Raw genomic sequence first — 21,122 nt, forward strand, 5'->3', positions numbered from 1 at the left:
ATGTCTCGTATAGGTAAAAAACCTATTGAAATCCCTGCAGGCGTAACAGTTACTGTTACTGGAAGTGAAGTAACTGTTAAAGGTCCTAAAGGTGAATTAACTAGATCATTCAGTCCTGACCTTTCAATCGTTGTTGAAGAGAACGTGTTAACTGTTACACGTCCGTCTGATGAGAAGACTCACCGTTCTTTACACGGTACTACTCGCGCACTTATCTCTAACATGGTTGAAGGTGTATCAACAGGTTTCGTAAAATCACTTGAACTTATTGGGGTTGGGTACCGTGCACAAAAGCAAGGTAACAAGCTTATCCTTAACGTAGGATATTCCCACCCTGTAGAAATAGAGCCAGAAGCTGGCGTTGAAGTCGAAGTTCCTTCTAATACAAAAGTAATCGTAAAAGGTGCAAGCAAAGAACGTGTAGGAGCTCTAGCAGCTAATATCCGTGATGTTCGCCCTCCTGAACCGTATAAAGGTAAAGGTATCCGTTACGAAGGCGAATTCGTTCGTCGTAAAGAAGGTAAAACTGGTAAGTAATGCCGCATAAGTAAACGAAAGGAGTGACGTAAATGATTACGAAGCTTGATAAAAATGCTACTCGTCAGAAAAGACATGCGCGTGTACGTGCTAAGCTTTCTGGAACAGAAGCTCGTCCTCGTTTAAATGTGTTTCGTTCAAACAAACACATTTACGCACAATTAATTGACGATGCAAAAGGCGTAACATTGGCAAGTGCTTCAACTCTTGATAAAGAGATCAATATCGAAGCAGGTAGCAATGCTGAAGCAGCTCAAAAAGTTGGCGAACTTATTGCGAAACGTGCTGTTGAAAAAGGTTTCAAAGCTGTGGTATTTGACCGCGGTGGTTACCTCTTCCATGGTCGTGTAAAAGCATTGGCTGACGCTGCTCGTGAAAACGGCTTAGAATTTTAATGGATAAGGAGGGACATAACAGATGCGTAGCATTGATCCTAATAAATTAGAACTTGAAGAACGCGTAGTTACAGTTAATCGTGTAGCTAAAGTTGTTAAAGGCGGACGTCGTTTCCGTTTCACTGCACTAGTTGTAGTTGGTGATAAAAATGGTCATGTTGGATTTGGTACTGGTAAAGCTCAAGAAGTTCCGGATGCTATCCGTAAAGCTATTGAGGATGCTAAGAAAAATCTAATTACTGTACCGATGGTTGGTACTACTATTCCTCACCTTGTGAACGGTCGCTATGGCGCAGGTCACATTCTATTGAAACCAGCTTCTGAAGGTACAGGAGTAATTGCTGGTGGTCCTGTTCGTGCGGTACTTGAATTAGGCGGAGTTAGCGATATCTTGTCTAAATCACTAGGTACTAATACACCTATTAATATGGTTCGCGCAACAATTGAAGGATTGAAGCAATTGAAACGTGCTGAAGACGTAGCTAAGTTACGTGGAAAATCAGTACAAGAACTGTTAGGATAAGGAGGGAAATCGAATTATGGCTAATAAATTAGAAATCACCCTCACTCGCAGCTTGATTGGTCGTCCTGAAGATCAACGTGTTACAGTTAACACTTTGGGTTTACGCAAAATGCATCAAACGGTTGTTCAAGAAGATAACCCTGCGATTCGCGGTATGATTACCAAAGTTGCTCATCTTGTTACTGTAAAAGAACAATAAAATAATTTTTAACTTAACAAGGAGGTGCCAACATGAAACTTCATGAGTTAAAAGCTGCAGAAGGTTCTCGTAAAGAACGTAAACGTAAAGGTCGCGGTATTGGATCTGGTAACGGTAAAACAGCAGGTAAAGGACACAAAGGACAAAACGCTCGCTCCGGCGGCGGTGTGCGTCTTGGATTTGAAGGGGGTCAAACTCCTCTATTCAGACGTTTACCTAAACGTGGATTTACCAACATCAACCGTAAAGACTATGCTATCGTGAATCTTGATACGTTAAATCTTTTCGAAGACGGTACTGAAGTAACACCAGCTCTTTTACTTGAGACTGGGGTTGTAAGTAAAGAAAAAGCAGGAATCAAAATTCTTGCCAAAGGAAGCATTGAGAAAAAGCTTACTGTTAAAGCTCACAAATTCTCGTCTACTGCTAAAGAAGCTATCGAAGCTGCTGGCGGTAATACAGAGGTGATCTAATGTTTCGCACGATCTCCAATTTTATGCGCGTGGGTGAAATAAGGAATAAGATTATTTTTACCCTTCTAATGTTAATCGTCTATCGCATCGGTACATTTATACCTGTACCGCATGTGAATGCCGATTTTCTCGCTGAACAGGACCAGCTGAGCGTCATCGGTCTTTTAAATACCTTTGGCGGCGGAGCACTGCAAAACTTTTCGATTTTAGCGATGGGTATCATGCCTTACATCACGGCATCCATCATCGTTCAGCTGTTACAGATGGATGTTGTTCCTAAGTTCACTGAATGGTCTAAACAAGGGGAAGCAGGGCGCCGTAAATTAGCACAATTCACTCGTTACTTCACTATTATCCTAGGATTTATCCAAGCAGTTGGTATGTCTTATGGGTTCAATAATATGTCAGGTGGACAGTTGATTGAAAATCCTGGAATTGCAACATACTTGCTTATTGCGACTGTCTTAACGGCAGGAACAGCTTTTCTTCTGTGGTTAGGGGAGCTGATCACTGCTAAGGGTGTGGGTAATGGGATCTCCATCATTATCTTTGCTGGTATCGTAGCTAGTTTGCCAACTACGGCAAATCAGATTTACGCCCAACAATTTGAAAATGCCGGTGATCAATTATTCTTACGAATCATAACGATTATCCTCATTGTTTTAGCAGTATTAGCAATCGTGGTTGCTGTTATCTTCATTCAGCAGGCATTACGTAAAATTCCTATTCAGTATGCGAAACGTGCTGCGGTAGGTCGTACACAAATGGGTGGCCAGTCTACTCATTTACCATTGAAAGTAAATGCTGCGGGGGTTATTCCGGTAATCTTTGCAATGGCATTTATCATTACTCCCACTACAATCGCTTCTTTCTTTGGAAAGAACAGCGTGACTAGTTGGATATCAACAAATCTTGATTACACCAAGCCAATTGGTATGATCATATATGTTGCTCTTATCATTGCTTTTGCGTATTTTTATGCATTCATTCAGGTTAACCCTGAACAAATGGCTGAGAATTTGAAAAAGCAAGGTGGCTATGTGCCGGGGATTCGTCCAGGTAAGAGTACACAAGAATATTTAACACGTGTTTTATACCGTCTGACGTTTGTAGGCTCTATATTTTTAGCCATCATTGCCGTTTTACCGGTATTTTTCATTAAGCTTGCTGATCTTCCTCAATCTGCACAGATTGGTGGAACCAGTTTGCTGATCGTAGTGGGGGTTGCCCTTGATACGATGAAGCAGCTGGAATCACAACTTGTGAAGAGACACTATAAAGGCTTTATAAAGTAATGAGTTTTGGGAACGGCTTGTTCCCTTTACCCATTATAGAGTTTGAGGGGGAAGAAAATTGAATCTAGTGTTAATGGGTCTGCCGGGTGCTGGTAAGGGCACTCAAGCTGAACAAATCGTAGAAAAATATAATATCCCTCATATCTCTACTGGAGATATGTTCCGAACAGCTATCAAAGATGGAACAGAATTAGGTCTAAAGGCGAAATCATTCATGGACAAAGGCGAATTGGTACCTGATGAAGTTACCATTGGCATCGTACGCGAACGGTTAAGCAAGGAAGACTGTCTCAAAGGATTTTTGCTTGATGGATTTCCACGTACTGTGGCACAGGCAGAAGCACTTGAGGGCATTCTTACTGATTTAGATCGCAAAATGAATTTTGTCATTAATATCGATGTTGATAAAAGCATCTTAATGGAAAGATTGACAGGACGTCGTATTTGCAAATCTTGTGGTTCGACATACCATCTTGTATTCAATCCTCCTGCTAAAGATGATGTATGCGACCGTTGCGGCGGAGAATTATATCAACGTGCCGACGATAATGCAGAAACGGTTCAAAATCGCTTAGATGTGAATTTGAAACAAACCAAGCCACTTCTTGATTTCTACGGAGATAAAGGATACTTGGTGAACATTAACGGACAGCAAGATATTAATAAGGTATTTGAAGATATCGATGTGTTGCTTGGTGCTTTACAAAATTAATCATTCGTATTGATTTATGAAATTCATACCATTTTTCTAACTTACTAGTTAAACTTGGTGCATTCCTATAATACAAAGGGTATAATGGATTTCGCGAGAGCATTCGCACATTTATTAATCAGGTTCTTGTACTTGGTATTCCCTGAATTGGGCGATTACTTTTTAAGTGATCTTCATGGACATATCCGGTCGGCAAAATTGATGAAGAAATGCAGTGACTCTATTGGGATTCCTAAAGAGTCGTGATATAGAGGGTTGAAAGAAGCTATGTCAGGCGTGCGCCTTTCAAACATCTCCCATGCTATTCAAACCTATGTCGAGACTAATTGCTTCTCTATTTCGAGAGTATGTCGGTCACGGAATCGGTCAAGACTTACATGAGGACCCATAAAATCCTCATTTCGGTCCAACTGATAAAGGTCCTCAGTTAAAGCCTGGTTCTACAAAATGGTGAATACTTGATGCAGAATTGTAAGACTTATGAGGATGATTGGACTGTAGTAATGTTGACGGAAAGATGTGTACCTTTAATAGGTTCACGCATAGAGAAGGGAGAATCACTTTAATGGCGAAAGATGATGTAATTGAAGTAGAAGGCACAGTACAAGAGACTTTGCCAAATGCAATGTTTAAGGTAGAATTAGAAAATGGTCATACTGTTTTAGCTCATGTATCCGGTAAAATTCGTATGCACTTTATTCGCATTTTGCCTGGAGATAAAGTTACGGTTGAGCTTTCCCCGTATGATCTAACTCGCGGCAGAATCACATACCGGTTCAAATAATCCGGTTTCGCTCCGATCTGTATAAGGAGGTTAGATAGCAATGAAAGTCAGACCATCAGTCAAACCAATCTGCGAAAAGTGTAAAGTTATCCGCAGAAAAGGTAAAGTTATGGTTATTTGCGAAAACCCTAAACATAAACAAAAACAAGGCTAAATAGAAGGAGGTGCACTCAAGCATGGCACGTATTGCTGGAGTAGATATTCCCCGTGACAAACGTATTGTTATCTCATTAACATATATATATGGTATTGGAAAACAAACAGCGATCAAGATTCTTGCAGAAGCAGGCGTTTCTGAAGAAACTCGCGTTCGTGACTTAACGGAAGACGAATTGAACAAAATTCGTGATATCATTGACAAGCTTAAAGTAGAAGGCGACCTTCGTCGTGAAATCTCCCTAAACATCAAACGTTTAATGGAAATCGGTTCTTACCGTGGTTTACGTCACCGTCGTGGTCTTCCTGTCCGCGGTCAAAATACAAAAAACAATGCTCGTACGCGTAAAGGACCTCGTCGTACTGTAGCTAACAAGAAAAAATAATTAGTAAAGGAGGTTACTTTTCATGGCACGTAAAACTAATACACGTAAACGTCGTGTGAAAAAGAATATAGAAACTGGTATTGCACATATTCGTTCAACATTCAATAACACTATCGTTACGATCACTGACTCTCATGGTAATGCTATTTCTTGGTCAAGTGCTGGAGCTCTAGGATTCCGTGGATCTCGTAAATCCACTCCGTTCGCTGCACAAATGGCTGCTGAAACAGCTGCTAAAACATCAATTGAACATGGTATGAAAACTCTTGAAGTTACAGTTAAAGGACCTGGTGCTGGACGTGAGGCTGCTATTCGTGCACTTCAAGCTGCTGGCCTAGAAGTAACTGCAATTAAAGATGTAACTCCAGTTCCACATAACGGATGCCGTCCACCAAAACGTCGCCGTGTTTAATTTTTCTGTATAGATTTTGTATTCCTGTCAATAATGGGATATAATACTGAGTTTGCGTTCTTACAGAGGATTAATTTTCAGTTGTTGCGCACAGCGGGAACGTATACATGGGGAATTTCGGTTTAAGTGAATTCGTTTACTTGCCGGGGTTTTGACGTTTTGAAGGAGGGTTTATTGATGATCGAAATAGAAAAACCAAAAATCGAAACGGTTGAAATCAACGACGATACCAAATACGGTAAATTCGTCGTAGAGCCACTAGAGCGTGGGTATGGTACTACATTGGGTAACTCCTTACGTCGTATCCTTTTATCCTCACTCCCAGGTGCTGCTGTCACAGCTATACAAATTGATGGAGTGCTACATGAGTTCTCAACAATTGAAGGCGTCGTGGAAGATGTAACATCTATCATTCTTAATGTGAAAAAACTAGCTCTTAAGATTTACTCTGATGAAGAGAAGACGCTGGAAATTGACGTTCAAGGTGACGGAGTCATCACGGCTGCTGATATCACTCATGATAGTGATGTAGAAATTCTTAATCCGGATTTATATATTGCTACAATTGGTAAAAACGGTCATATGCGTATGCGTTTATCTGCACGTCGCGGCCGCGGCTACACTCCTGCTGTTCAAAACAAGAGAGAAGACCAGCCAATTGGTGTAATTCCAATCGATGCTCTTTACACTCCAGTTTCACGCGTATCTTTCCAAGTTGAAAATACACGTGTTGGACAGTTGTCTAACTTTGACAAGTTAACGTTCGATGTTTGGACTGATGGCAGTACTGGTCCGCAAGAAGCGGTAGCACTTGGAGCTAAGATTTTAACAGAGCATTTAAATATCTTTGTTGGTTTAACCGATGAAGCTCAAAATGCTGAAATCATGGTTGAAAAAGAAGAAGATCAAAAAGAAAAAGTTCTTGAGATGACGATCGAAGAATTAGACCTTTCTGTTCGTTCTTACAACTGCTTGAAACGTGCTGGAATCAATACCGTTCAAGAGCTAGCTCATAAAACGGAAGAAGATATGATGAAAGTACGTAATCTAGGACGTAAATCACTTGAAGAAGTGAAAGCGAAACTAGAAGAATTAGGCTTAGGTCTTCGTAAAGACGACTGATAACATGGCGGAATCAATCCATTATGTTGTGAGCCTTGTTATAGACACACAATATAGAACTTCAACAAAGGAGGGAATCTCTAATGGGTTACAGAAAGTTAGGACGCACTAGCGCACAACGTAAAGCATTACTTCGTGATTTAGCTACGGATCTTATTATCCATGAGCGCATTGAAACTACTGAAGCACGTGCAAAGGAATTACGTTCTGTAGTAGATAAAATGATCACTCTTGGTAAACGTGGTGACTTGCATGCACGCCGTCAAGCTGCATCTTTCATCCGTAACGAAATCGCTGACGCTGAGAATGGCACAGATGCCCTTCAAAAACTATTCAGTGACGTGGCTCCACGTTATGAAGAACGTCAAGGTGGATACACTCGTATCATGAAAGTTGGTCCACGCCGCGGTGACGGTGCACCAGTCGTGGTTATTGAATTAGTTTAATAACAACGATGAAAGAGGGCGGGACAAATGAATATACTCACTTGTTCTATGCCCTTTTTCTTTTTTTTAAATAGAAATTCTGTACTTTAGAAATTCGCATTGAGTGTTACGATGGCTGGCGGAACCTGTATCATGCAGGGAGCCTTCACGTCTAGCTCAAGCATCCCTTCCCGCTTTTGATAAGCGATTATAAGATAACCTGTTTTTCGTAACAGGCCCGCTATTAGCTGCTCTTAATTTACCGAAAATTCTTTCGGTGGAAGGGGTGCAGCGTTTTTTTATATTTTCAGAAGGAAAATTACTATATTTATATTGAGTGAGCAGAGTTTAGTTTAGACGAGTGCAGTCGAGAATGAGGAGGGCCACATGGTGAAGAAGCTGGTTTCTTTAAATAATATTGTTTTTAAATATGAGGGTCAGTCTCGAAACGCCTTGGATGATGTTTCTTTTGATATTCATCAGGGGGAGTGGCTTGCGATTGTCGGACATAATGGCTCTGGCAAGTCGACATTAGCGAAGTTACTGAATGGTCTTCAGTTCGCTAACTCAGGTACCATTACGATTAATGATCAACTTTTGACAGAAGAATCAGTTTGGGATGTACGCCAGAAAATTGGCATGGTTTTTCAAAACCCAGATAATCAATTTGTAGGCACTACAGTTCAGGATGATGTGGCTTTTGGTTTAGAAAACGCCGGTGTTTCTCAGCAGGTTATGGTGGAGCGTGTTCATGGTGCGTTAAATAAGGTTAAAATGAATGCCTTTCTTAATCAAGAGCCGCACCATCTATCCGGCGGTCAAAAGCAAAGAGTGGCAATAGCAGGTGTAATAGCCCTGCAGCCAGACATAATCATCTTAGATGAAGCAACCTCCATGCTTGACCCAAGAGGCCGTGAAGAAGTGCTTGAAACAGTTAGGGAATTAAAGCAGGAAAACGATATTACTGTCATATCAATAACCCATGATCTTGAGGAAGCTGCGAAAGCTGATCGAATGATAGTCATGAACCAAGGTCGGCTATATCGTGAAGGATCGCCTCAGGATATTTTTGAATTAGAGGAAGAATTGATTGCTCTTGGTCTGGATATTCCCTTTTCAGTGAAACTAACCAAGGAGTTACAAAAAAATGGTGTTCGTGTAGTTGATGGGCATTTGACAGAGGAAGAGTTGGTGAAGGATTTATGCGAATTACACTCGATGATGTAGAATACCGCTATCAGGTGAATACTCCTTTTGAACATCTAGCCCTGCATGATGTCAATATTTCAATGGAGCCGGGAACCTATACCGCAATCATCGGGCATACAGGGTCCGGGAAATCCACGCTACTGCAGCATTTAAATGCTCTTTTAAAACCGACGAAGGGTCGGGTTTTCATTGGGGATCGGACGATTGAAGCCGGAAGAAAAGAAAAGGCTTTGCGGCCAATAAGACAAAAGGTCGGAATTGTTTTTCAGTTTCCGGAACATCAGTTATTTGATGAAACTGTTGAAAAGGATATATGTTTCGGTCCTATGAACTTTGGTGTTTCTGAAATTGATGCGAAGAAACTGGCCAGGAAAGCCATCGCGCAAGTCGGTTTGAATGAGGAAGTTCTTGAAAAATCTCCATTCGACTTATCCGGCGGACAAATGCGACGGGTGGCCATCGCTGGGGTCCTTGCCATGGAGCCGGAAGTATTGGTGCTTGACGAGCCTACAGCGGGTCTGGATCCGCGAGGACGCAAAGAAATCATGGATATGTTTTATGATCTGCATAAAGCAAGAGGCATTTCAACGATTCTGGTGACTCATAGCATGGAGGATGCAGCCAAGTACGCGGATGACATCATTATCATGCATAAGGGTACGGTGTTCAAAAAAGGAACCCCCCAGGAAATTTTCTCAGAGCCGGAACAATTAATGGAGCTTGGCCTGGATGTTCCTGATACGGTCCGTTTTCAACTAAAGCTCCAGAAGGAACTTGGTGTTCGATTTGATCACCCATGTCTTAATATCGGTGATTTAGCGATAGAAATAGATAAAGCCATGAAACGGGGGAACCGCTGATGCTGGATAAAATGATTATCGGGCGTTATGTCCCTGCAAATTCACTGATTCACAAGATGGATCCAAGGGCTAAATTGCTCCTCGTGTTCCTGTTTGTTTGTGTCGTCTTTTTGGCGAATAATGTCGTTTCTTACGGTTTGCTTGCTGTATTCACCATCCTATTGATCATTCTTTCCAAAATACCGCTTCGTTATCTTTACAATGGGTTAAAACCAATCTTTTTCTTGATCGTATTTACATTCCTTCTCCATATATTTTTTACGAAAGAAGGGGATTTGCTTTTTGAATACGGTTGGTTTGAAATCTATGAAGGCGGTCTGATTCAAGGTTTTTTCATATCAGTAAGATTTACTTTATTAATCCTTGTTACGTCACTTTTAACTTTGACGACATCCCCGATATCCATTACAGATGGGATGGAAGAGCTGTTGGGGCCCTTGAAAAAGTGGAAGATGCCTGTACATGAACTGGCATTGATGATGTCCATTGCCCTTCGTTTCATTCCAACGCTAATGGAGGAAACGGAAAAAATCATGAAGGCTCAAACTGCAAGGGGCGTTGACTTTTCATCTGGCCCGATAAAGGACAGGGTTAAATCGATTGTACCGCTGCTTGTTCCTTTATTTGTTAGTTCGTTCAAACGGGCTGAGGAATTGGCAACTGCCATGGAATCAAGAGGATACCGTGGCGGGGAAGGCCGCACGAAATATCGCCAATTGAACTGGAAGATGAGTGATAGTCTTTTGATGGTCTCAATCGGTGTTCTTACGGTCATGTTATTTTTATTACGTTCATAATAAGGAAGAGAACTATGCCAAAATATAAATGTGTGATCGCTTATGACGGCACGGATTTTGCTGGTTATCAGGTGCAGCCTGAGAAGCGCACCATACAAAGTGAATTCGAGGCAGTCTTGGCCCAAATGCATAAAGGCACAATTATAAAAGTGACTGCTTCTGGCAGGACAGATTCAGGGGTCCATGCAAAGGGGCAGGTACTTCACTTTGAATCGCCCCTTACATTCCCTACGGAAAATTGGGTAAAGGCGTTCAGCGCCCTTCTTCCGACCGATATCATCGTACTGGAAGTCGACATCGTGCCTGACGATTTTCATGCAAGGTTCCATACGACTGGGAAAGAGTACCGTTATATCATAGCCCGCTCTAAACTGCGGGATCCGTTCCAGCGAAATTACGCTTATCATTATCCCTACCCATTAGATGGGGAGGCGATGAGGGAAGCAATCTCCTACTTGATCGGGACACATGACTTTACAAGTTTTTGTTCGGCTAAAACGGAAGTGGTCGATAAAGTTCGAACGATACAAGTGATGGATTTTGAAGAGAGCGATGGTTACATGGTTTTCCGCTTCGTTGGCGAAGGTTTTTTGTATAACATGGTGCGTATCTTGGTTGGGACGCTCCTGGATGTCGGCAGCGGCAAGATGTCACCCCATGATATGAGCGGGATTTTGGCCAAAAAGGACCGCAGTTTTGCAGGGAAAACGGCACCAGCCCAAGGCTTATATTTATGGAAAGTTTTTTACAAATAAAATTATTTTCGAAGTGATACCAGTTTTTTTACAACTGGGAAACGAGATGAACTCAGTAATGGAGCGGTTTGACGCTACACTGACCTTTTTATGGAGTTGCAGAGAGTGTTTTATAGACAACTTATCCTAGTGTAACATTCCCTTGACAATGAATCTGGGAGAAGTTAATATAATATGGTATGTATTTTAATCCCACGATAAGCCCCGGAAGTTTATTGTGATTGAAAATAAATATAAAAAATTAAAAAGTTTTTTAGGAGGTTAACCATGCGTACGACATTTATGGCGAAAGCTAATGAAGTAGAACGTAAATGGTATGTGATTGACGCTGAAGGCAAAACTTTGGGTCGCCTTTCTACTGAAGTAGCATCCATCTTACGTGGTAAACATAAACCAACTTTTACACCGAACATTGACACTGGTGATCATGTAATTCTAATCAATGTTGAAAAAATCCACTTGACTGGTAAAAAATTGACTGACAAAATTTATTACCGTCACACTATGCATCCAGGCGGTCTTAAAACTAGAACTGCTCTTGAAATGCGTACAAACTACCCTGAGAGAATGCTTGAACTTGCTATCAAAGGTATGCTTCCAAAGAATTCTCTTGGTCGTCAAATCTACAAAAAATTACACGTATACGCTGGAGCTGAGCACCCACACGCTGCTCAACAACCAGAAGTATACGAATTACGCGGATAATTACTAAGGAGGTTACTATCTTGGCACAAGTTCAATATTATGGTACTGGTCGCCGTAAGAGCTCAGTAGCTCGTGTACGTTTAGTACCAGGCGAAGGTCGCATCGTTATTAACGGTCGTGACATCAATGAATATATTCCTTTCGCAGCATTACGTGAAGTTGTAAACCAACCACTAGTTGCAACAGAAACTACTGGAAATTACGACGTTCTAGTAAACGTTAGCGGTGGTGGATACACTGGTCAAGCTGGAGCAATCCGTCACGGTATCGCTCGTGCATTGCTTCAAGTTGATCCAGAATACCGTCCATCTCTTAAAACTGCTGGTTTACTAACTCGTGACCCACGTATGAAAGAGCGTAAAAAATACGGTCTTAAAGGCGCACGTCGTGCACCTCAGTTCTCAAAACGTTAATTCTATTACCGTTTCAAAGACTCTCAACCATTTCGGTTGGGAGTCTTTTTTTATGCCCGGAAAAGTGTGTGACTGGAAATATTAAAAAGCATATCTGGGATCTCCCGGATATGCTTTATTTTAAATACTCCATTTAATAATTTTAGTTATGAGATTCACCTTGGCTTTTTTTGATTACGGCCTTTCCCGGCATGAAGCATGCAAAAATAAATGCCACAAAAGATAAGATTAACATGAAAACATAGGCATCACTTGAGCCAAAGATGGAAGCTAATGCCTTTAGTTGAATAGCTGAAATATTTTCATTTTTCATTGATAGCTCTGAGGCATGCGAAGTTGCCTGCATTGTATACACTGTGATGACAACTGCCGTTCCAATAGCACCTGACAATTGGCGAATGGTATTATTTACAGCTGAACCATGGGAACCCAATTCTCTTGGTAAAGCATTCAACCCTGCTGTATTTAATGGCATGGTAATAAAGCTCAAGCCAATTCGTAATATAATGGTACGAACCATTAAATAGCTATAGGTTGTGGATTCGTTTATATCTATGACTCCCCACATCGAAACAATGATAAATACCAAACCTGTAATGAAGAGCGGTTTAGCACCATATTTATCATACATTTTACCTGTGACAGGGGATAAGAAGGCATTAATCACAGCTCCAGGTAATAACAGTAAACCTGCTTCAAATGCTGTAAAGCCTCTTCCGTTTTGCAAGTAAATGGGTAAAAGAATTAAATCAGCATACATGATCATCGTAATTAGTACATTGATGAAAGATGTGAGAGTGAAAATTTTATAATTGAATACAGATAAATTTAATAATGGATCGCTGGATTTCATTTGTCGTATACAGAATAGAGTCGACACGATCATTCCGACGAGTATTGCAGTAATGACAACGGGATCATCCCATCCCTTGCTTCCTGCGCTACTAAATCCAAATAATACACAGCCAAAACCAATCGTCGATAAAGTGACACTTATGATATCCAATTTTGCTTTTGTTGTCTCGGCAACATTCATTAAATATTTGAACGCTAGAACTATGACGATTAATATAAATGGCATTAACCCAATAAATAGCCATCTCCATGAAACATATTCAATGATAAAACCAGATAATGTAGGGGCTATGGCTGGAGCGAAAATCATCGCAAAGCCAATTGTCCCCATAATGCTTCCACGCTTTTCGCTAGGATATAAATATAAAATAACTGTCATCATTAGAGGCATAATAATCCCGGCACCAATTGCCTGAATCATTCTTCCCGTTAACAGCACACCAAAATTCCCTGCACATGCACAAAGTAAAGATCCGATGAGCAAAAAGAACATCGAGCTAATAAATAGCTGCCTTGTTGTAAACCGTTTCATTAAAAAGGCAGTAATCGGCACTAACACACCATTCACTAGCATAAATCCTGTTGATAGCCATTGTACAGTTGCGGCCGTTACATGAAATACATCCATTAAACCACTCAATGCAACATTTAATAGTGTCTGATTTAATGTTGATAAAAAACACCCAGCGATCAATACAATTAATAAAACTTTTTTATTTCCTTCCGTTATGTCCACTTCTGTCGACAACCCCTTCATTTTCGACTTGCATTCTCAACACCGTGTCGATAAAATCGATGGTAACAAAAAAATATGTTGCTTACCATGAACAGTTTTTTTGAAAATGTTCACTAATCGACATAGAAATATATGCTGTTGAGAAAGTCAGGGAAAAATCTATAAAGGAGTTAAAAATGTCTATACCAAAAAAAGAAGATCCTCGTACAATTCGGTCAAGGGAAATGTTTAAGGACGCTGTCATTGCTCTCTTACGCGAGGACCCCATAATTTCAAATTTAACGGTTCAGAAAATCGCAGACAAAGCAGGATTAAATCGGACAACATTTTACCTGCATTATCAGGATATTCAAGATTTACTAACGCAAATCACCGATGAGATTTTAAATGAGCTTTCAGATAAAATTTTTGCTTTAATACATGCAAAAGATTTATCTGAAAAACAACAGCTAACACAATTGCTTGATTATTTATATATTCATCGGGATTATTTACTTATTTTATTTAAAACGAATCAGTTTGAGGACCAGTTGTTTTCATTGTTAAAGCAATTAGTAGAAATTAGAAGGAAGAATACCAAAAAGGATCTACCTGCTGAATATGTTGACATTGACATTAAAACAGCCTCATTGGTAGGCATTATAATATGGTGGTTAAGAAAGGGGCTTCATTTTAGTTCAGATTATATTGCCAATCAAATATATTTAATGTACAAGGTGCAATGATGTTGGGGGTGTTCTTTGTCCGGAAAAAGATTTGTCCCATTTTCAGCATCAGATCCAAGTAAAAGGCCGCGGCTGCGTTGGTGACGGGTGTGTTCCATTTGTTTACACTTGAGTTTATTTATGTAATACAGAATTTTTTGTAAAATCCATATTTATTAAGTTCCTGTTTAGGAGTATGATAATACTTAAAAAAGAAAGAGGACTTCATATGAATTCAACATACTCACCAATTGAAACAACTAAAACAAAAGCCTTGGTCATCAATGCGCTATTCATTGCATTAACTCTTGTAGCGACAATGTTCATCAACATCAAGCTTCCAATAATGGGTAACGGCGGCCTGATCCATCTTGGTAACGTTCCCCTTTTTATAGCAGCCTTGGTATATGGCAAAAAAACAGGAGCGATAGCAGGCGCCTTCGGTATGGCCTTCTTCGACCTTTTCTCTGGTTGGGCAGCGTGGGCACCGTTTACATTCGTCATCGTAGGTACAATGGGCTTTCTAGCCGGCCTTATATCCGAAAAGGTACCGGGCAAAAGAGAATGGGTATACACTATGGCAGTTGCCGTTGCATTGGTTATAAAAATCGTCGGCTACTATTTTGTCGAGGTTATTCTTTATGGTAACTGGATACAGCCATTTGGCTCCATCCCCGGAAACGTGATGCAGGTCGTAATAGCCGGTATAATTGTAGTGCCGCTTGCTGGTAGATTAAAGAAAAGAGCTGGACAGATATAAAGTAAAACATGGGAAACCATTTCAAAACATTGTGTAGGCGCCACCGATTGAATTTAGGACAGTTTAAAAGTTATATCAAAGGACATCCGTTTACCATGGATGTCCTTTTATCTTAATAGATCTCAAATAGTATTGATCAAGGTTCAAAGAGACACACGCAGTGAGCGACCCAAGTCGACAAGGTCAGCCTCGGGTAGCGGCCTGAGTGGCGAGTCATGGGTGATAGTTCCGAGTTTTCTGCCATTAAACATCATCCGAAATGTTCAGTTTGCCCTTGGACCATGGAAGATAGCATTTTGCATATCGATACGCATTATTAAATTACTTGCCAAACCTATCCTTATTATTTTTTGCCAATGGAATAAATGAATGGTTCAAAATAGAAGGCTAAAACTAAATTATGTCTTGGGAAATAATTTTGGGAAATGGGGAATTGCCCCGGAGGTGAATTATGGCTGTGATATTAGGTTTACAGGAGATGCAAAGGGAAAGGCAATTGAAGTTCGAACGCAGGCTGCTCAGGGAACTTTCTATCGAGGATATGAAGGGAAGGATTCAGCGTTACTTCGGACAGGACTTGATGGATGTTTTGGAGGAGGGCTACTTTGATGTTGCCATCGAGGCTTATTTATTAGGAGCCAACTATAGTAAGTTTGGCTATTATGGTGAGTCGGAAGAAGATGTTAGGTCCAGGTGCTGGAAGGAAGAGAAATTTTTGGTGGATACTCTTTTTAACTTCATTTTGTATTGGCGGGAAGTTACGGCGAATAATGCTTTTGATGAGGGTTTGTTTTATTGCTGTGAAGGATTTGTAGGGGATTGGTGGCTGGACGGCTTTAAGACTGGTGAAAAACGATATAAAATGAAACTGCATTAGGAAGGCAAATTCCCATTCCTTGTTCTATTTCCATGGTTTGTCCCATACTTTTTAGTAGAGAGATCATGGAAGGGGAACGGTCATGCGCAGGAAGCTGAAATATACAGGAATCGCTATGGGATTGTTTGTCCTTTTTTTAATTGTAACTTTTAAATTTGTTGAAGATGATTCTTGGGACTCCTGGAACCTTCCGTTGGCAGGTAAGGTCATCATTCTGGATGCAGGTCACGGAGGAATGGACGGCGGGGCAAATGTACAAGAGATTATGGAAAAGGAAATTGCCCTTTCCGTTTCATTAAAGGTCAGGGACTATTTGCAGGAACAGGGTGCCCTTGTCATCATGACCCGTGAGAAAGATGAGGATTTGGCACAGGGAAATACAAAGGGGATCCGCCAGCGAAAACAGGAGGACTTACGGAATCGGGTTGAAATGATCAATGATTCGGAAGCGGACTTATTCTTAAGTATTCATTTGAACTCTTTTCCATCAGCGTCATCGAAAGGTGCCCAGACCTTTTATACAAGCAGGTTTGAAGAAAATGAACAGGTGGCAAAATTCATTCAGACTGAAATCATCAGGAACCTGGAAAATACAAAGCGTGATGCAAAAACGATTAATCATGTGTATTTGATGAATTATGCTAAGAAGCCGGGAGCGCTTGTGGAAATTGGCTTTCTTTCCAATACCGAGGAAAGGGAACGCCTTGTCAGTGATAAGTATCAAGAAAAGGTTGCCAGCTCGATTTATATGGGGATTTTACGGTACTTTACAGAGGGAAAACTATCAGAAGAAAAGTGATGTCTGGGTCTTGTAAGGTACAAGGCCTCTTTATTATGGGAAAATAATCAGGTTTTTTATGCGGGGCAGATAATAATCTTTCTTTCCGTAATATGTTATACTGAAAAATGGGAAAATAAAATTCAAAGGGGTGCTCGACTTGCTAACAGAAGAGAAAGTACTGAATTTATTAAAGGATCTTAAAGACCCTTTTCTACATAAAAACCTTGAAGAGACAAATGGAATTATAGAAATCAAAATAAAACCTGAAAAGAATCATGTAAGCGTTAAACTTGCGATTGCGAAAACGGGGACCGCCGAGCAAATGCAAATGCAATCGGAAGTTGTGGACTTACTGAAAACAAACGGAGCGGAATCGGTAGGCATCCGTTTCGCGGAGCTTTCTGAAGAGGAGTTAGCCAAGCACCGTGAAAGCATTCCTCAGGATGAAGCGGACCAAGGCTTGCTTGGCCCTAATAGCAAGACACAATTCATCGCGATCGCCAGCGGTAAAGGCGGAGTGGGAAAATCTACGATTTCAGTGAATTTCGCCACTTCACTTGCTCGTTTAGGTAAAAAGGTCGGACTGGTTGATGCCGATATTTATGGATTCAGCGTACCTGATATGATGGGGATAACAAAAAGACCGGTTGTTCGCGGGGAAAAAATCATTCCTGTAGAACGGTTTGGCGTTCAAGTTATCTCAATGGGCTTTTTTGTAGAGGATAACGCGCCGATCATATGGAGAGGGCCAATGCTGGGGAAAATGCTCAACAGTTTCTTTAATGAAGTGGAATGGGGAGATTTGGACTATTTGGTCCTTGACTTACCGCCGGGTACAGGCGATGTTGCTTTGGACGTTCATACGATGCTCCCATCATGTAAAGAAATCATCGTTACGACACCGCATCCGACTGCAGCCTTCGTTGCTGCAAGAGCTGGTGCCATGGCCATCAAGACAGAACACGAAGTCATTGGTGTCATAGAGAACATGTCATTCTTCGAAAGTAAAACGACGGGTGAAAAAGAATATGTCTTCGGAAAAGGCGGCGGAGAGAAGCTTGCAGAAGAGCTTCGTACAGAAGTTTTAGGTCAACTTCCCCTGCAACAGCCGGATTGGAACGAAGAGGACTTTGCTCCATCCATTTACGCAGCGGACCATAGGCTCGGCAGGATTTACGAAGATATTGCTAAGAAAGTCATTGAAAAACTACAATAAAAATAAGGCTGATTCCGATTGGAATCAGCCTTATTTCATTCTTTTTACTTTTTCTCCTTCTCAGCCGCTTTAGTGGCTGCTTTATCCAATTTCTCTTGCATTTTAGCCTGGACGAGAGGACTCTCCATGGTTTCGATGATCAGCTCTTTGTAGACCGACCGCATCTCCTTGGTTTTTAATAACTTATTCATTTCTTTTTCCATATCCGGTTCTTTCATTATTTCCATGAGCATTCCACGATACTGAGGATCGGCAGTTAAGTCCTTCAATACCTTTTTATGTTCGTCTTCTAATGCTTTAGCATACGCGGAAGCGAATTCGGGATCATTAAATGTCTTTTTCCAAAATTCCTTCCCTTTATCTGAAGTGACCATATCTTCAATGGATTTCTTAATGTCATCCGAATCCATAATAAGTTCAGCTTTCGTTTTGTCGTCAGTAATGATATCCTGGATGGCTTTTTTTCCATCATCTGTTTTCAAGATATCTACGACCATCTTCTTTGTCTCTTCATACTCCATTTTTTCTGCGCCTGCTCCATTTTGAGCACAACCGGAACAAACGAGTAAGAATGACGTGAAAAGCAAAGCAACTCCCACTCTCATACGCAGGGCCCCTTTCATCCTTCTTACTGTTAATATGGTTCCAATCGGCGATATTATTCCTTGGTGGAATAAGTGGATTTTTCCAAATTTGGTTGGTACAATTAAGGAAATGAAATAGAAATGTATGGAGGAAAACAATGAACAGCCGTAATTTAGTTAAATTGTTTTTAACAACATTGCTTATAGGTGGTGTAACGGGCGGAGTTGTAGGTTTCTTGGCCCGGTGGAATGAGTTTAAGCCTTATTTCTCTTCTTTTGATGCCAGTGCCATCCTATCAACTTTTATTTGGTTATTCGGTGTTGGATTAATTTTCAGTGTCATAAGCCAAGCTGGCTTTTTTGCCTATTTAACGATACATCGTTTTGGTCTCGGAATATTTAAAAGCGCTTCCTTATGGAATGCCGTTCAACTTGTACTCATTCTTTTTGTTGTTTTCGATCTTGTTTACCTGCGATACCTTAGCTTTGGTTCAGGCGAGGGAATCAGTTCCTACATCGTGTTAGCATTGGTTGTATTGGCCTCGGGGCTTGTTACAGCTTATTTCAAAATGAAACAAACGAATAAACAGTCATTCATCCCGGCTTTGTTTTTCATGGTCGTGTTCACGGTGTTGGAGTGGATACCTGTCCTAAGTGCCAATGATGAAAGCTGGCTTTACTTCATGCTGTTTCCATTGCTGGTCTGCAATGCTTATCAATTATTGGTCCTGAGCAAATTGATTGAAATTTCACAAAAGGAATTGGCCAGTAAAAGAGGGCGTAAGCAAACTCCGGCAAATGGAAAGATGAAAGCCGGTGAACTTGGTGAAGGCAGATAACCTATATGTATGCCGGGCCATACTTGAGGAAGTCAAAACATAAAAACTGCGTACTAAAGGTTCAAGGAGACCATTAGTACGCAGTTTTTTCAGTTAGCGAATTTCCTCACTGCTTGCTGATGAATTGGAAATCATCTCTGAAACGTTAACGAAGTTTAAATTTTTTGTTCGAAGTTCACTTATTAACTCCGGTAAAGCCTTATTCGTTTGTTTTGCTGAGTCTGAAGCATGTAATAAGATGATATCACCCTTTTGGGCCTTGGTGATGTTCTGTACGATCCGGTCCACACCCGGATTGGTCCAATCCTTTGAATCGATGCTCCAATGGACAACGGTGTATCCGAATTTCTCGCTGATCTTTAAAAGGCGTTTATCAAAGTGTCCGGTGGGAGCGCGTAAAAGTTCTATATTCTTTATATTAAGTTTTTTAAATGCTTCCTGGGCTTTAGAAATATCCCGGATGATTTCCTGATCTTCCATTTCGGAATAATCCTTATAATCGTAACCGAGGATGCCGATTTCATATCCTTCTTTCACAATTTCCGCTACTATGTCAGGATGACGTTCAGCCCAGGATCCCGAGAGGAAAAATGTGGCGGATTTAATCTCTTCCCTTTTTAATGTTTCTATTATCGGAGCGGCTTTCTCATCACCCCAGCCGATATTGAACGTGATCGCAACATTCTTTTCCCCTTTATAAACAGCTTTCGGCCCATCATCTGTAGAAAAAACGGGAGCATGAAGAATGTTTTGTACAAAAAGGAACCAAGCGGTAAAAAGTGCCGTAAGTAATATTAACGAATAATATTTGATCTTCTTGGCTTGAAGCACCATGAAAAATTTCATTAATCCATCCCCTTGTCCAAAGTACTCTTGTCTTCAAATTTATGCGAGAGGATTATTGTTATGCAAAAAAGTCAGTTGAAAATTCATAAAAATGCTGGCAATGGGGAATGCTGTCTGATGGAGGTGTGAACCATGCTCGGTTTATTGATTAATGACAAGGAAAAGATGGAATTGGAGTACCTTTTAAAAAGAGAGATGGATGAAATACTATTCGATCTGCAGGATGACAGAATCGATCACTTGGTCAAAAGGGCTATAAACGAGAAATATAACATCCTTTTCAGACTGTTTAAAAGGGTGAGCACCGAGGAGGAATGCCTAATCTATATGAGGGGAAAAAAGAATTTGTCCAAGTGGAATCAGTCATGAGATTCAAAAGTGAATTATATTCAAAAAATCTATTGACTATTGATTTATACGCTGGTATATTATAAAAGTTGCTGCAACGTAAAAGCTTTTGAAAAAGAATGAAAAAACTTTTTTAAAAAAGTTGTTGACGAAGTAGTAATAAGATGTTAAGATATTAAAGTCGCTAAGAGATGCGGCGAACAAATTGCTCTTTGAAAACTGAACAAAACAAAGCGCCAACGTTAAATTTTAAGTGAGCACACACTATCAAAAAAGCAAATGAGCAAGTCAAACATTTCTTCGGAGAGTTTGATCCTGGCTCAGGACGAACGCTGGCGGCGTGCCTAATACATGCAAGTCGAGCGAATCGATGGGAGCTTGCTCCCTGAGATTAGCGGCGGACGGGTGAGTAACACGT

General features: G+C 40.7%; 29 protein-coding genes, 1 rRNA gene and 1 pseudogene. 28 read left to right on the forward strand and 3 right to left on the reverse strand.

Annotated features, from left to right (window positions below; genetic code table 11):
- The 20 genes and pseudogenes from rplF to rpsI all read left to right on the forward strand — a co-directional run bounded on the left by rplF (position 1) and on the right by rpsI (position 12,158).
- Entirely contained in the window at positions 1–537 is a 537-nt protein-coding gene (rplF, locus tag LQ188_RS25095; protein ID WP_101225872.1) for a 50S ribosomal protein L6, read from the forward strand.
- A 32-nt stretch (positions 538–569) separates the two neighbouring features.
- Complete coding sequence (gene rplR / locus LQ188_RS25100; RefSeq protein WP_101225873.1) at positions 570–932, forward strand: 50S ribosomal protein L18; 363 nt, start codon at positions 570–572, stop codon at positions 930–932.
- 22 nt (positions 933–954) lie between these two features.
- On the forward strand, positions 955–1,455 hold the full coding sequence (gene rpsE, locus LQ188_RS25105) for a 30S ribosomal protein S5 (RefSeq protein WP_034304987.1): 501 nt from the start codon (positions 955–957) through the stop codon (positions 1,453–1,455).
- Positions 1,456–1,471: 16 nt separating this feature from the next.
- Positions 1,472–1,654 carry a 50S ribosomal protein L30 gene (rpmD, locus tag LQ188_RS25110; protein ID WP_034304984.1) on the forward strand — a complete coding sequence of 61 codons (183 nt, stop codon included), beginning with the start codon at positions 1,472–1,474 and terminating at the stop codon, positions 1,652–1,654.
- A 32-nt stretch (positions 1,655–1,686) separates the two neighbouring features.
- Complete coding sequence (gene rplO / locus LQ188_RS25115) at positions 1,687–2,127, forward strand: 50S ribosomal protein L15 (RefSeq protein ID WP_034304982.1); 441 nt, start codon at positions 1,687–1,689, stop codon at positions 2,125–2,127.
- A complete protein-coding gene (gene secY, locus LQ188_RS25120) occupies positions 2,127–3,422 on the forward strand; it encodes a preprotein translocase subunit SecY (protein ID WP_034304981.1) in 1,296 nt (431 codons plus the stop codon). The genes rplO and secY overlap by 1 nt, the downstream gene beginning before the upstream one ends.
- Before the next feature lie 58 nt (positions 3,423–3,480).
- Positions 3,481–4,134, forward strand: coding sequence for an adenylate kinase (locus LQ188_RS25125; RefSeq protein WP_101225874.1), 654 nt, complete (start codon positions 3,481–3,483; stop codon positions 4,132–4,134).
- 71 nt (positions 4,135–4,205) lie between these two features.
- Positions 4,206–4,657 (forward strand): annotated as a pseudogene (locus tag LQ188_RS25130) (M24 family metallopeptidase); the annotation flags it as partial.
- 42 nt (positions 4,658–4,699) lie between these two features.
- Positions 4,700–4,918, forward strand: a complete 219-nt coding sequence (infA, locus tag LQ188_RS25135) for a translation initiation factor IF-1 (protein ID WP_028390440.1) — start codon at positions 4,700–4,702, stop codon at positions 4,916–4,918.
- A 40-nt stretch (positions 4,919–4,958) separates the two neighbouring features.
- The gene (gene rpmJ, locus LQ188_RS25140) at positions 4,959–5,072 is read left to right on the forward strand and encodes a 50S ribosomal protein L36 (protein WP_003156543.1); all 114 of its coding nucleotides are present in this window, start codon (positions 4,959–4,961) and stop codon (positions 5,070–5,072) included.
- 22 nt (positions 5,073–5,094) lie between these two features.
- The gene (rpsM, locus tag LQ188_RS25145) at positions 5,095–5,460 is read left to right on the forward strand and encodes a 30S ribosomal protein S13 (RefSeq protein ID WP_034304978.1); all 366 of its coding nucleotides are present in this window, start codon (positions 5,095–5,097) and stop codon (positions 5,458–5,460) included.
- Between the two features lie 22 nt (positions 5,461–5,482).
- A complete protein-coding gene (gene rpsK / locus LQ188_RS25150; RefSeq protein ID WP_028390438.1) occupies positions 5,483–5,872 on the forward strand; it encodes a 30S ribosomal protein S11 in 390 nt (129 codons plus the stop codon).
- 177 nt (positions 5,873–6,049) lie between these two features.
- The gene (locus LQ188_RS25155) at positions 6,050–6,994 is read left to right on the forward strand and encodes a DNA-directed RNA polymerase subunit alpha (RefSeq protein ID WP_034304976.1); all 945 of its coding nucleotides are present in this window, start codon (positions 6,050–6,052) and stop codon (positions 6,992–6,994) included.
- An 83-nt stretch (positions 6,995–7,077) separates the two neighbouring features.
- Positions 7,078–7,440 (forward strand): 50S ribosomal protein L17, encoded by a 363-nt coding sequence (rplQ, locus tag LQ188_RS25160; RefSeq protein ID WP_034304973.1) that lies wholly within the window; start codon positions 7,078–7,080, stop codon positions 7,438–7,440.
- A 366-nt stretch (positions 7,441–7,806) separates the two neighbouring features.
- Entirely contained in the window at positions 7,807–8,646 is an 840-nt protein-coding gene (locus LQ188_RS25165) for an energy-coupling factor ABC transporter ATP-binding protein (RefSeq protein ID WP_101225875.1), read from the forward strand.
- On the forward strand, positions 8,622–9,488 hold the full coding sequence (locus tag LQ188_RS25170; protein ID WP_053537046.1) for an energy-coupling factor ABC transporter ATP-binding protein: 867 nt from the start codon (positions 8,622–8,624) through the stop codon (positions 9,486–9,488). Before LQ188_RS25165 ends, LQ188_RS25170 begins: the two co-directional genes overlap by 25 nt.
- Positions 9,488–10,285 (forward strand): energy-coupling factor transporter transmembrane protein EcfT, encoded by a 798-nt coding sequence (locus LQ188_RS25175; protein WP_101225877.1) that lies wholly within the window; start codon positions 9,488–9,490, stop codon positions 10,283–10,285. Before LQ188_RS25170 ends, LQ188_RS25175 begins: the two co-directional genes overlap by 1 nt.
- Positions 10,286–10,299: 14 nt before the next feature.
- Positions 10,300–11,040 (forward strand): tRNA pseudouridine(38-40) synthase TruA, encoded by a 741-nt coding sequence (gene truA / locus LQ188_RS25180; RefSeq protein ID WP_230178747.1) that lies wholly within the window; start codon positions 10,300–10,302, stop codon positions 11,038–11,040.
- Positions 11,041–11,307: 267 nt separating this feature from the next.
- Positions 11,308–11,745, forward strand: a complete 438-nt coding sequence (gene rplM, locus LQ188_RS25185; protein ID WP_034304960.1) for a 50S ribosomal protein L13 — start codon at positions 11,308–11,310, stop codon at positions 11,743–11,745.
- Between the two features lie 20 nt (positions 11,746–11,765).
- Complete coding sequence (rpsI, locus tag LQ188_RS25190) at positions 11,766–12,158, forward strand: 30S ribosomal protein S9 (protein WP_034304957.1); 393 nt, start codon at positions 11,766–11,768, stop codon at positions 12,156–12,158.
- 142 nt (positions 12,159–12,300) lie between these two features.
- Here rpsI and LQ188_RS25195 read toward each other — a convergent pair whose 3' ends face one another.
- Positions 12,301–13,749 (reverse strand): DHA2 family efflux MFS transporter permease subunit, encoded by a 1,449-nt coding sequence (locus LQ188_RS25195; RefSeq protein ID WP_230178749.1) that lies wholly within the window; start codon positions 13,747–13,749, stop codon positions 12,301–12,303.
- Positions 13,750–13,925: 176 nt separating this feature from the next.
- Here LQ188_RS25195 and LQ188_RS25200 point away from each other — a divergent pair, with 176 nt between their 5' ends.
- From LQ188_RS25200 to LQ188_RS25220, 5 genes are all read left to right on the forward strand, one after another.
- Positions 13,926–14,474 carry a TetR/AcrR family transcriptional regulator gene (locus LQ188_RS25200; RefSeq protein WP_101225880.1) on the forward strand — a complete coding sequence of 183 codons (549 nt, stop codon included), beginning with the start codon at positions 13,926–13,928 and terminating at the stop codon, positions 14,472–14,474.
- 208 nt (positions 14,475–14,682) lie between these two features.
- The gene (locus LQ188_RS25205; RefSeq protein ID WP_101225881.1) at positions 14,683–15,213 is read left to right on the forward strand and encodes an ECF transporter S component; all 531 of its coding nucleotides are present in this window, start codon (positions 14,683–14,685) and stop codon (positions 15,211–15,213) included.
- A 451-nt stretch (positions 15,214–15,664) separates the two neighbouring features.
- A complete protein-coding gene (locus tag LQ188_RS25210; RefSeq protein WP_101225882.1) occupies positions 15,665–16,090 on the forward strand; it encodes a DUF2521 family protein in 426 nt (141 codons plus the stop codon).
- An 82-nt stretch (positions 16,091–16,172) separates the two neighbouring features.
- The gene (gene cwlD, locus LQ188_RS25215; protein ID WP_101225883.1) at positions 16,173–16,889 is read left to right on the forward strand and encodes an N-acetylmuramoyl-L-alanine amidase CwlD; all 717 of its coding nucleotides are present in this window, start codon (positions 16,173–16,175) and stop codon (positions 16,887–16,889) included.
- A gap of 139 nt (positions 16,890–17,028) precedes the next feature.
- Complete coding sequence (locus tag LQ188_RS25220; RefSeq protein ID WP_101225884.1) at positions 17,029–18,087, forward strand: Mrp/NBP35 family ATP-binding protein; 1,059 nt, start codon at positions 17,029–17,031, stop codon at positions 18,085–18,087.
- A 44-nt stretch (positions 18,088–18,131) separates the two neighbouring features.
- On the opposite strand, the gene gerD is transcribed toward LQ188_RS25220, so the two are convergent.
- Positions 18,132–18,692 (reverse strand): spore germination lipoprotein GerD, encoded by a 561-nt coding sequence (gene gerD, locus LQ188_RS25225; RefSeq protein ID WP_101225885.1) that lies wholly within the window; start codon positions 18,690–18,692, stop codon positions 18,132–18,134.
- 137 nt (positions 18,693–18,829) lie between these two features.
- On the opposite strand from gerD, the gene LQ188_RS25230 reads away from it, so the two are divergent.
- Complete coding sequence (locus tag LQ188_RS25230) at positions 18,830–19,510, forward strand: KinB-signaling pathway activation protein (RefSeq protein WP_230178751.1); 681 nt, start codon at positions 18,830–18,832, stop codon at positions 19,508–19,510.
- A gap of 93 nt (positions 19,511–19,603) precedes the next feature.
- Here LQ188_RS25230 and pdaB read toward each other — a convergent pair whose 3' ends face one another.
- The gene (gene pdaB / locus LQ188_RS25235; protein WP_101225887.1) at positions 19,604–20,356 is read right to left on the reverse strand and encodes a polysaccharide deacetylase family sporulation protein PdaB; all 753 of its coding nucleotides are present in this window, start codon (positions 20,354–20,356) and stop codon (positions 19,604–19,606) included.
- Between the two features lie 132 nt (positions 20,357–20,488).
- On the opposite strand from pdaB, the gene LQ188_RS25240 reads away from it, so the two are divergent.
- On the forward strand, positions 20,489–20,725 hold the full coding sequence (locus LQ188_RS25240; protein ID WP_101225888.1) for a hypothetical protein: 237 nt from the start codon (positions 20,489–20,491) through the stop codon (positions 20,723–20,725).
- Between the two features lie 276 nt (positions 20,726–21,001).
- Positions 21,002–21,122, forward strand: a 16S ribosomal RNA gene (locus tag LQ188_RS25245); the annotation flags it as partial.

This window comes from Peribacillus sp. Bi134, from assembly GCF_918698065.1.
In the GTDB taxonomy this organism is placed as follows: domain Bacteria; phylum Bacillota; class Bacilli; order Bacillales; family DSM-1321; genus Peribacillus.

What these genes read in the sequence shown, in the direction of transcription:
- rpmJ (WP_003156543.1), top strand. Translation starts at nt 4,959, where the DNA reads ATGAAAGTCAGACCATCAGTCAAACCAATCTGCGAAAAGTGTAAAGTT.
- LQ188_RS25155 (WP_034304976.1), top strand. Translation starts at nt 6,050, where the DNA reads ATGATCGAAATAGAAAAACCAAAAATCGAAACGGTTGAAATCAACGAC.
- secY (WP_034304981.1), top strand. Translation starts at nt 2,127, where the DNA reads ATGTTTCGCACGATCTCCAATTTTATGCGCGTGGGTGAAATAAGGAAT.
- gerD (WP_101225885.1), bottom strand. Translation starts at nt 18,692, where the DNA reads ATGAGAGTGGGAGTTGCTTTGCTTTTCACGTCATTCTTACTCGTTTGT.
- pdaB (WP_101225887.1), bottom strand. Translation starts at nt 20,356, where the DNA reads ATGAAATTTTTCATGGTGCTTCAAGCCAAGAAGATCAAATATTATTCG.
- infA (WP_028390440.1), top strand. Translation starts at nt 4,700, where the DNA reads ATGGCGAAAGATGATGTAATTGAAGTAGAAGGCACAGTACAAGAGACT.
- rplF (WP_101225872.1), top strand. Translation starts at nt 1, where the DNA reads ATGTCTCGTATAGGTAAAAAACCTATTGAAATCCCTGCAGGCGTAACA.
- LQ188_RS25165 (WP_101225875.1), top strand. Translation starts at nt 7,807, where the DNA reads ATGGTGAAGAAGCTGGTTTCTTTAAATAATATTGTTTTTAAATATGAG.
- rpmD (WP_034304984.1), top strand. Translation starts at nt 1,472, where the DNA reads ATGGCTAATAAATTAGAAATCACCCTCACTCGCAGCTTGATTGGTCGT.
- rplO (WP_034304982.1), top strand. Translation starts at nt 1,687, where the DNA reads ATGAAACTTCATGAGTTAAAAGCTGCAGAAGGTTCTCGTAAAGAACGT.
- LQ188_RS25200 (WP_101225880.1), top strand. Translation starts at nt 13,926, where the DNA reads ATGTCTATACCAAAAAAAGAAGATCCTCGTACAATTCGGTCAAGGGAA.
- rpsE (WP_034304987.1), top strand. Translation starts at nt 955, where the DNA reads ATGCGTAGCATTGATCCTAATAAATTAGAACTTGAAGAACGCGTAGTT.
- LQ188_RS25205 (WP_101225881.1), top strand. Translation starts at nt 14,683, where the DNA reads ATGAATTCAACATACTCACCAATTGAAACAACTAAAACAAAAGCCTTG.
- rpsK (WP_028390438.1), top strand. Translation starts at nt 5,483, where the DNA reads ATGGCACGTAAAACTAATACACGTAAACGTCGTGTGAAAAAGAATATA.
- LQ188_RS25210 (WP_101225882.1), top strand. Translation starts at nt 15,665, where the DNA reads ATGGCTGTGATATTAGGTTTACAGGAGATGCAAAGGGAAAGGCAATTG.
- truA (WP_230178747.1), top strand. Translation starts at nt 10,300, where the DNA reads ATGCCAAAATATAAATGTGTGATCGCTTATGACGGCACGGATTTTGCT.
- cwlD (WP_101225883.1), top strand. Translation starts at nt 16,173, where the DNA reads ATGCGCAGGAAGCTGAAATATACAGGAATCGCTATGGGATTGTTTGTC.
- LQ188_RS25240 (WP_101225888.1), top strand. Translation starts at nt 20,489, where the DNA reads ATGCTCGGTTTATTGATTAATGACAAGGAAAAGATGGAATTGGAGTAC.
- LQ188_RS25170 (WP_053537046.1), top strand. Translation starts at nt 8,622, where the DNA reads ATGCGAATTACACTCGATGATGTAGAATACCGCTATCAGGTGAATACT.
- LQ188_RS25175 (WP_101225877.1), top strand. Translation starts at nt 9,488, where the DNA reads ATGCTGGATAAAATGATTATCGGGCGTTATGTCCCTGCAAATTCACTG.
- rplQ (WP_034304973.1), top strand. Translation starts at nt 7,078, where the DNA reads ATGGGTTACAGAAAGTTAGGACGCACTAGCGCACAACGTAAAGCATTA.
- rpsM (WP_034304978.1), top strand. Translation starts at nt 5,095, where the DNA reads ATGGCACGTATTGCTGGAGTAGATATTCCCCGTGACAAACGTATTGTT.
- LQ188_RS25230 (WP_230178751.1), top strand. Translation starts at nt 18,830, where the DNA reads ATGAACAGCCGTAATTTAGTTAAATTGTTTTTAACAACATTGCTTATA.
- rplR (WP_101225873.1), top strand. Translation starts at nt 570, where the DNA reads ATGATTACGAAGCTTGATAAAAATGCTACTCGTCAGAAAAGACATGCG.
- rplM (WP_034304960.1), top strand. Translation starts at nt 11,308, where the DNA reads ATGCGTACGACATTTATGGCGAAAGCTAATGAAGTAGAACGTAAATGG.